At 30.6% G+C, this 11,606-nt stretch carries 12 protein-coding genes and 1 tRNA gene; 6 read left to right on the top strand and 7 right to left on the bottom strand.

Annotated features, from left to right (window positions below; all coding sequences use genetic code 11):
• The 6 genes from KO500_RS03515 to KO500_RS03490 all read right to left on the bottom strand — a co-directional run bounded on the left by KO500_RS03515 (position 1) and on the right by KO500_RS03490 (position 3,688).
• On the bottom strand, positions 1-711 hold the full coding sequence (locus KO500_RS03515) for a TIGR04283 family arsenosugar biosynthesis glycosyltransferase (protein WP_215955116.1): 711 nt from the start codon (positions 709-711) through the stop codon (positions 1-3).
• Positions 698-1,429, bottom strand: a complete 732-nt coding sequence (locus KO500_RS03510) for a DUF547 domain-containing protein (RefSeq protein ID WP_215955115.1) — start codon at positions 1,427-1,429, stop codon at positions 698-700. The genes KO500_RS03515 and KO500_RS03510 overlap by 14 nt, the downstream gene beginning before the upstream one ends.
• Before the next feature lie 57 nt (positions 1,430-1,486).
• Positions 1,487-2,302 carry a purine-nucleoside phosphorylase gene (locus KO500_RS03505; protein ID WP_215955114.1) on the bottom strand — a complete coding sequence of 272 codons (816 nt, stop codon included), beginning with the start codon at positions 2,300-2,302 and terminating at the stop codon, positions 1,487-1,489.
• A 4-nt stretch (positions 2,303-2,306) separates the two neighbouring features.
• Complete coding sequence (locus KO500_RS03500) at positions 2,307-2,921, bottom strand: TIGR04282 family arsenosugar biosynthesis glycosyltransferase (RefSeq protein WP_215955113.1); 615 nt, start codon at positions 2,919-2,921, stop codon at positions 2,307-2,309.
• Between the two features lie 67 nt (positions 2,922-2,988).
• Positions 2,989-3,477, bottom strand: coding sequence for a rhodanese-like domain-containing protein (locus tag KO500_RS03495; RefSeq protein ID WP_215955112.1), 489 nt, complete (start codon positions 3,475-3,477; stop codon positions 2,989-2,991).
• A 138-nt stretch (positions 3,478-3,615) separates the two neighbouring features.
• Positions 3,616-3,688 (bottom strand) — tRNA-Phe (locus KO500_RS03490).
• 102 nt (positions 3,689-3,790) lie between these two features.
• Between KO500_RS03490 and KO500_RS03485 the strand changes: the two genes are divergently transcribed.
• The 6 genes from KO500_RS03485 (at position 3,791) to KO500_RS03460 (ending at position 10,618) form a co-directional block, all read left to right on the top strand.
• The gene (locus KO500_RS03485; protein ID WP_215955111.1) at positions 3,791-4,516 is read left to right on the top strand and encodes a type III pantothenate kinase; all 726 of its coding nucleotides are present in this window, start codon (positions 3,791-3,793) and stop codon (positions 4,514-4,516) included.
• Positions 4,517-4,942: 426 nt separating this feature from the next.
• Complete coding sequence (locus KO500_RS03480) at positions 4,943-6,307, top strand: hypothetical protein (protein ID WP_215955110.1); 1,365 nt, start codon at positions 4,943-4,945, stop codon at positions 6,305-6,307.
• A 1-nt stretch (position 6,308) separates the two neighbouring features.
• Positions 6,309-6,920 (top strand): LPS export ABC transporter periplasmic protein LptC, encoded by a 612-nt coding sequence (lptC, locus tag KO500_RS03475; RefSeq protein WP_215955109.1) that lies wholly within the window; start codon positions 6,309-6,311, stop codon positions 6,918-6,920.
• Positions 6,913-7,116: a hypothetical protein gene (locus KO500_RS03470; RefSeq protein ID WP_215955108.1), complete on the top strand. Its 204-nt coding sequence runs from the start codon at positions 6,913-6,915 to the stop codon at positions 7,114-7,116. Before lptC ends, KO500_RS03470 begins: the two co-directional genes overlap by 8 nt.
• Complete coding sequence (locus KO500_RS03465; protein ID WP_215955107.1) at positions 7,117-8,406, top strand: hemolysin family protein; 1,290 nt, start codon at positions 7,117-7,119, stop codon at positions 8,404-8,406. It abuts the gene before it with no gap.
• Positions 8,407-8,497: 91 nt separating this feature from the next.
• Positions 8,498-10,618: a peptidylprolyl isomerase gene (locus tag KO500_RS03460; protein ID WP_215955106.1), complete on the top strand. Its 2,121-nt coding sequence runs from the start codon at positions 8,498-8,500 to the stop codon at positions 10,616-10,618.
• Between the two features lie 78 nt (positions 10,619-10,696).
• Here the strand turns inward: KO500_RS03460 and KO500_RS03455 are convergent, their stop codons facing one another.
• Positions 10,697-11,605 carry a GYDIA family GHMP kinase gene (locus KO500_RS03455; protein WP_215955105.1) on the bottom strand — a complete coding sequence of 303 codons (909 nt, stop codon included), beginning with the start codon at positions 11,603-11,605 and terminating at the stop codon, positions 10,697-10,699.
• Position 11,606 lies beyond the last annotated feature (1 nt).

The following is an 11,606-nucleotide window of genomic DNA, read 5'->3' as shown; positions in this document are numbered from 1 at the left end:
TTACTGAATAGCAATATTTCTCTTGTAATAATCGTGTAGTTCATCGGGGCCAGCGCCAAGTATATTTTTTAAGTGGATAACTCCAAAATGATATTGTAGCTTAACATTGCCATGGTTTCTGTGTTTTCTAGCAGAAGTTTTTACATGATCTGGTAGAATTGTAAATTTTGTCGCTTTATAGGTGCGAGCAATAAACTCGTTATCTTCATAGATAATGTAGCTCTCGTTAAAGCCATTCATCTCGATAAAAAAATCTTTAGTAATAAAAAGTGATTGATCGCCCCCTCTACAAATTGTATGGTTAATTTTTGTGAGCAGTGCGAAAAAGTTTAAGAATTTTGAGTCGGAATCAAAACGCATTTCAAAACACCCAACTTTATTTCCTTGCGCTACAGTGTTAATAATACTTTCGTCAAAGTTTTTAGGAGGAAATGTATCTGCATGTAAAAAATAAATAATTTCACTTGTTGCACGTTGAGCTCCAAAGTTTAATTGTTTTGCTCTACCTTTATTAGAATGTATAACTGTTGCACGATTATTGAGTAATGCTAAATTTACCGTGTTATCAGTACTGCCGCCATCAACCACAATAATTTCTTTAATGTGGTTGGGTGAGCTGTTTTCTATAAGGTGTTTTAGTATTCTTGATATATTTTTTTCTTCATTATATACAGGAATAACAACACTTATTTGTGGCTTACTTACTTTCATTTAAACTCCAGTCGTAAGTTAAATAGCTAATTTTTACTTTAGATTCAATTTTTGTTTTAGCATAAGGTTTTATAAAGTCAATTACAGAACCGTTTTTGGTAAAATCGTCTTTAAACCATTTGAAAATAGCAGATAACTGCACTTTATTAGGTGTTATAATATTGCGTTTTTTATCATTCACAAAATCAATCGTTGCTTGCTTAAGTTTGGCTTGTGTGTTTGTAGCGGTATAAGCTTCATTTGATAATTTAGGACAAGAATAAGAAGCACAGTTAATAGCAAAGTGAATACGTGGTTCATTCATTTTTCTAAGAACTTCATGCTCAATTTGACCCAATGAAAACGTTTTGTTACCAACTTTAAGCCATTCTTTATCCCAAGGCTTACTAATATCTTTAATGCTTTTTACAGGATAGTTTTTTAATATTAGTTTAACCGTACCTGCATTATATAAATTAATATAATAGGCTAACTTTTCATTTTTAGACCAGTCTTTAGAAGGTGCATTGCTAGCTAAATATTGTAAATAAGCATCTAGTTTTGCTTCATCTTTTTTAAATGCTTTGTAATTAACATCACCATTTTGATTGATGTATTTTTTTGATAAAGTATTCCAAGATGTATGGTCTGGCTTAGAAAAAATTACAGTTTCACTGCTGTGATTAGCATACGTGTTTACTGAGAAAAAAGTTATAAGAGCTAGAAATATTGTTTTCATTTGACTAATTTTTTATTTTTTAAATTAGTAGTCGCTCTTTTTGTAACCTTACAAAGTTTACAACTGTTTTATCAATTCTTTAAACAAAGTCACCATTTTTGGTTCCGTATCTTCAGCAGTTGCGATAATGTCATTTATATCGGCAGCTTCTAAATTTTCAGGATCGCATTCATCAGTAATTACTGATATGGCGATAACAGGCAAGCTTAAGTGATTTGCAACAATAACTTCTGGCACTGTACTCATACCAACAGCATCCGCTCCAATGATCTTTAGCATTCGATATTCGGCTCTTGTTTCTAGCTGAGGGCCCACAACCGAGGCGTAAACACCTTCTTTTAGTGTGATGTTTTCTTTTTTTGCAATGTTCAGTAGTTTTTCACGCATTTCAGCATCATATGGTGCACTCATGTCAGTAAAACGACTACCAAATTCAGAAACATTCTTAAATGCTAATGGAGAATCTCCTTGAAGATTGATATGGTCTTCAATTAACATCATATCTCCTTTTTTAAAGCCTGTGGTAATACCTCCAGAGGCATTAGAAATAAACAATTTTTTAATACCTAATTCATGTATAATTCGAATCGGATAAGTCACGTCAATTAAATCGTAGCCTTCGTACCTATGAAACCTACCTTGCATAACAACAACTTTTTTGCCTTCTAAAGTTCCGTATATTAATTTGCCTCTATGAAACTCTACTGTAGCTAACGGAAAAAAAGGAATATGATTGTAATGCGCCTCAATAGAATCTTCTATTTGATTTGCTAATTTTCCTAATCCAGTACCTAAAACTATACCAACTTCTGGTTTGTCAAAACCTTTATTAACTAAATATTTTATAGATTCTTGTATTTCTTTTTTTATCATTCTGCTATTCTAAATTTTTTAAAAAGGGTTGAAATGCGCTAATATCTTTAATGTCTTCATATACATCAACATCATTTCGTTCCTCTAAAAGTTTTATTTTTTTATTTTTTAAATCTGATAGTGTTGCGTCTAATACACTCTCAGTTCCCCAATCTTTGTTTTCAAAAACTGAAGTTTCTAAGTGTTTCATCCCTAATAAATAGTAACCACCATCTTCAGCAGGCCCTATGACAAAATCATTATCATTTAATTGGGTAAAAGCATTTTCTATATCTGCTTGGCTAAGGTCAAACATATCACTACCAATAATTATAATTTTTTCAAAGCCAGTTTCAAAACCATCTTTAAAAGCATTAATCATTCTTTTGCCTAAATTTTCACCACACTGTACTCTTTTCTGGTAAATAGAATTTTCCCAAATGTCATTATCCCAAATTGTTTCAGAATAATAGACTTGTTTTGTTAGGTCTAAGTTCTCAGTAATTTCAACAGTACGTGCAAGTAGAAATTTATATATTTCTAATGCTGTTTCTTTACCTACAGTTGCAGCTAATCTTGTTTTACCTTTCCCTAGTTCAGGGTTTCTTGTAAAAATTAAAAGAAGGTTTTTTGTATTCAATTATGAAGTGGATTTATGATCTATAAAAATAGTTAGATTTTTGTAATTACAGAAAAGTAAAAATCTCTTATTCATAAACTTTTTTACCTTTTTTTAAAAGTTTACCCCATTCTTTGTCGTAGGCGTGAACTTTTTTGGTTTCGTTGTTTTTGGTGTCGTAAATAGGAAAATCATTTTCTATCCATTTAAATATGCCACCATATAAATTCTGAACATTTGTAAAGCCATTCTTGGTTAATTGCTCTCCAATATCTTCAGATCGCACACCAATAGAGCAATAAACAACCACATTCGCATTTTTTTCAACTTGTATATTGTTAATATCAAAACTTTTGTAGCCAACCCAAATAGCATCTTTGAGGTGACTAACATTAAACTCTTCTTTTTCTCGAGTATCTAAAACAATTACGTTTTTAGTTTCTTGTAATTTTTTAGTTGTAATGTAAGGGATGCTATTGTCGTTAAACTTTTCTAGAGCTTTATCAATGCTTTTTTGAGCTATTAAAAAACTACAGCTAGAAAAAAAATATAGTAAGAGTAAAGTCTTTTTAAACAAAATACAAATGTGTTATGTTTCAAAAGTAATGATATGTAGGCTGTGTTTCAAATTTGCATGGTTAGTGTTTTGTAAATTTATAGTGTAGAAAAACCTTTTAAAACAATAAAACCCGATTCGTTAGAATCGGGTTTTTTGTGGTGCCTCCAGGAATCGAACCAGGGACACATGGATTTTCAGTCCATTGCTCTACCAACTGAGCTAAGGCACCAAAGCCGTTAAGCGGGTGCAAATATAATTTCAATTTTCCGATATCCAAATAAAAAACGAAAAAAATATTAAATCTTTTTTTAGAATTTCGGAACTTTACATCATGAACCTAGTAATAGACGCAGGAAACAGCCTAATTAAGATTTCAATTTTTAAACAAAAAAATGAAATATTCAGTGAGCAAATTGAATATTCGTTGTTTGTTTCGAAGATAAAAGCAGTATTTGCACAATTTCCGAATATAAATAATGCAATAATTTCATCAGTTGGAGCATTAGAAAAAAAAGATATTGTGGTTGTAGAGCTTTTTTGCAAAACAATATTGTTATCTCATCAAACTAAAACGCCTTTTAAAAATTCATATGCATCACCAGAAACTTTAGGAGTAGATCGTATTGCATTAGCGACTGCTGCTTTTTATGAGAATCCGAAAGGGAACACTCTGGTTATTGATGCTGGTACGTGTATTACATATGATATGGTTAATGATTATGGAGAGTATTTAGGTGGTTCTATTTCACCCGGATTAAAAATGAGGTTTAAAGCATTACATGATCAAACTTCAAAATTACCATTACTTGAGGCTGGTAATATTTTAGATTTTATAGGGAATACAACCGAAACAAGTATTCAAAGTGGTGTAATTAACGGAATTGTTGCTGAAATTGATGGGATTGTTTCGAAATATGAATCTAGGTTTAAAAATTTAACAGTTATTTTGACCGGTGGTGATGCGTTATTTTTGTCTAAAAGAACAAAAAATAGCATATTTGCCAATCAAAAATTTCTCCTAATGGGCTTGAATTATTTATTGGAATACAATAAGTAATAAAAGTTCTGAAATTTTTTAAGTGTTAAATGTATTTTGATTTTGTTAAACTTAGTATCTAAAAATTTTAAGTTGTAACTAAAATAGTGCGATTACAACATCTTTTAGTTGATTTGTATAATGTATTATTTTTTAGATTTTTAATTAGCTGAATTTTAATGAATTATAATTCAATTAAAAGCTTTTTTAGTTCAATTTTTATTGTTCTGAAATTAGAATAAATTGTTTTTGGCACAACTTTTGGAAGTAAGTTACTGTTGTTCTTAATTATTGATGTTTGTTTTTAAATTGATTAATTAAGAGTAAGTATAAATATTAAAACAAGAAATTTATTAAATAATACAAGCTGGAATACCATTGAAAGTGGTAAATTGTCCCAAAAAATTAAAATAACTAATAAACGCTATATACAAATATCTCACAACTATGAAAAAGAAGTTTTATATCGTTGCCATTGCAACATTAGGTTTTTTAGGTTTTGCGAATGCTCAGAATCCTGAGTGTAATACAAACCTATCTGTTTACGCAGAGCACGTAAAAGTTAAAAATTACGAAGCAGCTTATACACCATGGAAAATGGTTTATGATAACTGTCCTGCATTAAATAAGGCTAACTTTGTTTACGGAGAAAAAATCTTAAAATACAAAATAGGGAAAGCTACTGGAGCAGATAAAACTGCATTTACTAATGATTTGATGGCATTGTATGATGCAAGTAGAGTTCATTTTCCTACTAAATTTGATGAAGCTGATGTTCTTATAGATAAAGCTCTATTGATGAATAAGGAAAAATTAGGTTCTGATCAAGAAATTTATGATATCCTTCATAAAGCTTTTACTGAAGATAAAGAGAACTTTAGTAACCCACAAGCATTATACCTTTACTTTTCTTTATTAGTAGATTTGCATAAAGCAGGTGCTAAAGACTTACAAGAAGTTTTCGATACATATGATGATGTAATTGAGAAGATTGGTGTTGAAAACAAGAAATTAACAGATAGAATTACTCAGTTAATTCCTAAAGAAGACAACGGTACAATTACTTCTAAAGAAAAAAGAAATTTAAAAGCATATACTCAAAACTCTGAAAACTACGGTAAAATTGAAGGTAGTATCGATGCTAAATTAGGAGCTTTAGCAGATTGTTCAAACTTAATTCCTTTATATGAAAAGAGTTTTGAAGCTAAAAAGGGTGATATTACTTGGGTAAAAAGAGCTGTAAATAGAATATATAACAAAGAGTGTACTGATGATCCAATGTTTAAAAAATTATTAGATGCACAATTAGCTATTGAGCCAACTGCAGATTTATATGTGTACTTAGGTTTATTAGAAAACAAAGCAGGTAATAAAAATGAAGCTTTATCTAACTTTAATAAAGCGATTGATTTAGAATCAGACAGTACTAAAAAATCTGATTTACTTTACAAAGTAGCATCTATTTACTCAAGAACAAGTAGATCTTCTGCTAGAAGTTATGCTCAAAAAGCAATTGATGCTAACTCATCAAACGGTAAAGCATATTTATTAATTGCTAGTTTATATGCACGTAGTGCTAACGATTGTGGTACTTCTGCTTTTGAAAAAAGAGCTATTTACTGGAAAGCTGCAGATGTTGCACGTCAAGCTGGTAGAGTAGATCCATCATTAAGTGGTAAGTCTAGTGGAGCTGTAAATAGCTACATGGCTAAAGCACCATCAAAAGAAATGATATTTAGCTCAGGTATGGCTGGTAAAACAGTTACCTTTAATTGCTGGGTAGGTGGTAGCGTAAAAGTGCCTAACTTATAAGATGACTAAAAAATCTTTATATAACATAAAAAGCATTGTCGTAGTATGTACTATGACGATGCTTTTTTTTGCTTGTTCTAGCGATTACAAACGAGTAGGTGCTGATGCGAAGAAAAATTTATACCCACAAGGTATTGCCGAAGATTATAAATTGGTGTATACTGAAACACTTGATCCATTACGGAGTACTTCAACTGGCGATTCAAAAAAAATTGCTATTTTAACTGGTGCGGTTAGTGAAGATTATGAAAACCTGGAATTTCCATATAGAACTTTTCCAAAAGGATTAAAAGTTGAATTTTTTGATAAAGAAGGAAATAAAAGCATAATTTTGGCAGATTATGGCATTATATATTCTGGCACAAATCTTATAGATTTGCAGGGCAATGTGGTTATAGAAATGCAAGACGGTAAAACTTTGGAAACTACCCAATTGTATTATGATCAGGCAACGCAGTGGATATTTACCCAAGAAAAATTTAAATTTTCTGATGATATTGATGGGACTTTAATTTATGGTAAGGGAATGGACTTTAATAGAGATTTTACCATATTAAATGCTCATAAAACAGGAGATGGTTATAAAATAATTAATGATAAATTAGATGACTAAGATATTAAAGTATACCGAATATTTATATTTAATAGTAGCTGTAATTGCAATCTATCGCGTTTTTGTAGATTGGAATATTAACCGTCAAATGGCTTATCTCTTTATGGGTTTTACTGTGATGTCATTGGCTATGTATGCATTTAGAAGAACATACAGACGAAAATTTGAAAAACGTCAACAAAATAATAAAGATTAATTGGGAACTTCTATAGTAATCATTGTTTGTAGTTTGTTATTATCTGCTTTTTTTTCAGGAATGGAAATAGCATTTATATCTGCGAATAAAATTCATATAGAAATTGAAAAAAAACAAGATGGTTTTTTAGCTAAAATACTAACTAGGCTAACAAAAAAACCCTCTAAATTTATTGCCACAATGTTAATTGGCAATAATATCGCCTTAGTTGTGTATGGTTTATACATGGGTGATTTATTAATGGATTGGTTTTCTGCTTTTCAATTTTCAGAGAATCAAATTGTAAAGTATCTTTTGGTTGACTTTAACCTGTTAAGTCAGACAGTTATATCTACGTTAGTAATTTTGCTTACAGCGGAATTTTTACCTAAAGTATTGTTTCAAATATACTCCAATGTACTTTTAAAAGTATTAGCATTTCCTGCGTATATATTCTATATTTTATTCTCGTTTATATCGGAATTTGTAATAAAAATATCTGATGTAATTCTTAAAGTTTTTTTTAAAACTGATGGTGATGAAGTGCAATTGGCCTTCAGTAAAATAGAGTTAGGTGATTACATTACAGAGCAAATGGAAACTGTTGAAGAAGAAGATGAAATAGATTCTGAAATTCAAATTTTTCAGAATGCTTTAGAATTTTCTGCAGTAAAAGCGCGTGATGTAATGGTGCCAAGAACAGAAATTGAAGCTGTAGAAATTCAAGAAAATCCTAAGAATTTAACCAAAAGGTTTTCAGAAACAGGTTATTCTAAAATTTTGATTTACAAAGAAACTATTGATGATATAATTGGGTATGTGCATTCTTATGAACTATTTAAAAAACCCAAAACCATCAACAGTATTTTAATGCCAGTAGAGTTTGTGCCAGAAACAATGCTTATAAATGATATCTTAGGGAGTCTTACAAAAAAAAGAAAAAGTATTGCTGTTGTTTTAGATGAGTACGGTGGTACTTCTGGTATTATGACTGTTGAAGATATTGTTGAAGAGTTGGTTGGTGAAATTGAAGATGAGCATGATACTACTGACTTAATTGAGGAACAAATAAGTGAAAAGATATATAAGTTTTCTGCACGACTTGAAGTTGATCATTTAAATGAGAATTACAAATTAGAGCTACCAGAAAGTGATGAATACGGAACTTTAGGAGGTTTAATTGTTCATGAAACTACTGAAATTCCTGAGCAGAATTCTCAAATACAAATTCAAAACTTCTTATTTACAATTATTGAGGTTTCAAACACCAAAATTGATTTGGTATCCCTTGAAGTACTTGAAAAAGAGTAACTTTTGGCAACCGAATTATTATATTTTTTCTTTTTAGTATTTAAAAGAAAAATGGTATTTTCGTCGCCTGATATAAAATAGTAAAAAAATAATGGCAATTTTAGATAAAATTAGAAAGAAAACAACCATATTGATTTTAATTATTGGTTTGGCGCTATTTGCATTCGTAATATCTGGTATATTTAGTGCAAATGCATTTTCTGGAGCTAAAGTAGGTTCAGCTGTTGCTGAAGTTAATGGTAAAGAAATTTCTATTGACGGATTTAGAGGTAAGGTAGATGCTGCTACACAACAATATGGCGCAAATGCTTCTGCTATGCAAATTGTAAATAATGTTTACGAGCAAGAAGTTAGAAATTCAATTCTAGAAGAACAATTTGATAAATTAGGCATTTCTGTTGAGCAAGACCAAATAGTTGATTTTTTAAGAACGAATCCTAGCTATTCTCAGTTGCCACAATTCTTAAATGAAAATGGTGTTTTTGATGAAAATAAATTTATCGAGTTTGTTGCCGATTTAAGAGATAACAACCCAGCAGGTTACCAACAGTGGTTACAGACTGAAAAAACTATTATTTTTGCAGCTAAAGAGCAAATTTATAATAACCTGATAAAATCTGGTATTAGTACAACGTTAAAAGAGGGTGAGCTAGATTATAAGTTAGCTAATGATAAAATTGATATTAAATACGTAAGAGTACCTTATACTTCTATTCCTGATAGTACTGTATCAGTAAGTAAAAGTGAGATTTCTGATTATGTTAAACAACATCAAGATGAATTTGAGCAAGAAGATAGTAGAGATATTCAATTTGTTTATTTCGAAGAAAAACCTTCTTTAAATGATGAGAATTCTGTAAAAGAAAGTGTTGTTGCTTTATTAAATGACAAAGAAGAGTTTAATGCTACAACAAACAAAACAGATATAATTAAAGGTTTTGCTAATACAAGTGATAATATTGCATTTTTAGATCTAAATTCAGATGTTAAGTTTGATACTATCTATAAACCAAAAAGTGCTTTACCTGCAAAATTTGCAGATACAATTACTTCTTTAAATATTGGTGGTATTTACGGTCCATACCGTGATGGTAATTTTTACAAAGTGTCTAAACTTACAGGTAAAAAATCTGGAGGTAATGTAAAAGCTAGTCATATTCTTGTTTCTTACGCAGGTGCTCAAAGTGCAAGTGCTGATATTACAAGAACAAAAGAAGAAGCTGAAGAAAAAGCAAAAGAGGTTTTAGCTGACGCTAAAAAGTCAGATGCAGTATTTGCTGATTTAGCAAGAGAAAATTCTGATGGACCTTCTGCACCAAGAGGTGGAGATTTAGGTTTTTTCCAAGAAGGAACTATGGTTCCTAAATTTAACGACTTCGCTTTTGGTAATAAAGTTGGTACTGTAGGAATGGTTGAGACTGATTTTGGTTTTCATATTGTGAAAATTATAGAGAAGCAAGATATTTATCAAGTCGCAAACTTAGTTAGAGAAATTGAAGCTTCTGAAGAAACAATTGATATGTTGTTCCAAGATGCTACTAAATTTGAAATGGAAACACTTGACGGTAAATCATCATATACTGATATTGCTAAAACTAGTAACTATGTAGTTAGACCTGTTAATAAGGTAAAAGCAATGGATGAAAATCTACCAGGTTTAGGAGCGCAACGTGCAATCGTACAATGGGCATTTAATTCTGAATCTGAAATAGGTGATATCAAGCGTTTTGATTTAAATGATGGTTACGCGGTAGTTCAATTGACTGCAGCTTACGAAAAAGGCTTAATGAGTGCTGAAGATGCTTCTGCACAAGTGTTACCAATTTTACGTAAAAAGAAAAAAGCAGCACAAATTATTAGTGCAAATAAAGGTAAATCAATGGATGCTTTTGCAACAAGCAATAATTCTCGTGAAGCAACTGCTAGTGCATTGACAGTTAAATCACCAACAATTCCTGGTGCAGGTAGAGAACTTGCAGTTGTTGCTACAGCTTATGCTTTAGGTGAAGGTAAAAATTCAGGTCTTATTGAAGGTGAAACAGGTGTTTTTATGGTTAGTGTTACTAAGAAAACTGATGCTACTAAACTTGACAATTATAGTACTTTTGCAAATACTTTAAAGAAGTCTAAAGCAAACAGAGTAAGTTCTTCAGTATACCAAGCTTTAAAAGAAGGTTCTGAAATTGAAGATAATAGATCAATGTTCTACTAATAAATAGGACAATATACTTTATAAAAAAAGCCTCTTTTTGATAAAAAAGAGGCTTTTTTTTATGCTTTAGTTTTTTGTTTAAAGCAACATATCATTATAACTTAAAATAGTGTTATATCCCTTATTTCTAAAGTAATCTGGTGTGTTCGTATTGCCAACTGCCATTATAAAATCGCCACCCCATGCGCCTAAACTTTTTACGGCACCATCATAATCAGAAAATAAAAGTTCTTTTACAGGTGTTTGTTTAGTTATTGATGCTACTAAAGCTTCGTGATTAATAATTAGATTTTTAAAAGTTTCAACATCTTTACAAGCTATAAATTGTTGCGTTAACTCTGATAATTCACTTGTGAACTGATTTTTATCAAAATCAGCCTTTCTATATGTAGCAATACCTTCACGACTATTTTGTTTTTTATTCAAATGAATAAAATAGATAGCTTCTTTAAAAGTTGGATTAAAAACTACCTCTTGAACTTTCGGTTTTTTATTTTTTACTGAATAAATAATGGGTGTATCGTGTTTTGCACATGCAATATCATAGCCACTTCCAGAAAAAGAATTCCAGAGTAAAGTGTATGGATTTACATTTGCCCATTCTGCAATATTATTTAATAAAGTAGAAGAAGAGCCCAGTCCCCAATCTCTAGGAAAATCTAGAGTTGTTGTTGCATTTATCCCTTTGTAGTCAGATAAAAATTTAGGATTTAATGCTCGAGCTTCATTAAGCATTTTTGATAATGCTGTAGCTGTATCATTGTCCGATGAACTTAATTCTTGTAAAGTCTCTAATTCAAAAACTCCTTCAAACCAAACCTCATTCTTGTTGGTATAACTTTTCCATGTTAAATTATCACTTTCGTTTGAGCTAATATGTAATGCTTGTCCGTATTTACTAGGTATAGCAAGACTAAGAGCTCCATCAAGAACCCCATATTCTCCAGTAATTAATAATTTGCCGTTACTATAAAAGTTGTTAGTCATT

Source organism: Cellulophaga baltica, assembly GCF_018861125.1.
GTDB classification, from domain to species: Bacteria; Bacteroidota; Bacteroidia; order Flavobacteriales; family Flavobacteriaceae; genus Cellulophaga; species Cellulophaga baltica_A.
The sequence above is the reverse complement of the archived record's forward strand: the minus strand, read 5'-3'. Positions and strand labels throughout refer to the sequence as shown.

Coding starts and splice junctions, on each gene's coding strand:
- KO500_RS03515 (WP_215955116.1), bottom strand. CDS start 711: ATGAAAGTAAGTAAGCCACAAATAAGTGTTGTTATTCCTGTATATAAT.
- KO500_RS03510 (WP_215955115.1), bottom strand. CDS start 1,429: ATGAAAACAATATTTCTAGCTCTTATAACTTTTTTCTCAGTAAACACG.
- KO500_RS03505 (WP_215955114.1), bottom strand. CDS start 2,302: ATGATAAAAAAAGAAATACAAGAATCTATAAAATATTTAGTTAATAAA.
- KO500_RS03485 (WP_215955111.1), top strand. CDS start 3,791: ATGAACCTAGTAATAGACGCAGGAAACAGCCTAATTAAGATTTCAATT.
- KO500_RS03480 (WP_215955110.1), top strand. CDS start 4,943: ATGAAAAAGAAGTTTTATATCGTTGCCATTGCAACATTAGGTTTTTTA.
- lptC (WP_215955109.1), top strand. CDS start 6,309: ATGACTAAAAAATCTTTATATAACATAAAAAGCATTGTCGTAGTATGT.
- KO500_RS03470 (WP_215955108.1), top strand. CDS start 6,913: ATGACTAAGATATTAAAGTATACCGAATATTTATATTTAATAGTAGCT.
- KO500_RS03460 (WP_215955106.1), top strand. CDS start 8,498: ATGGCAATTTTAGATAAAATTAGAAAGAAAACAACCATATTGATTTTA.
- KO500_RS03455 (WP_215955105.1), bottom strand. CDS start 11,605: ATGACTAACAACTTTTATAGTAACGGCAAATTATTAATTACTGGAGAA.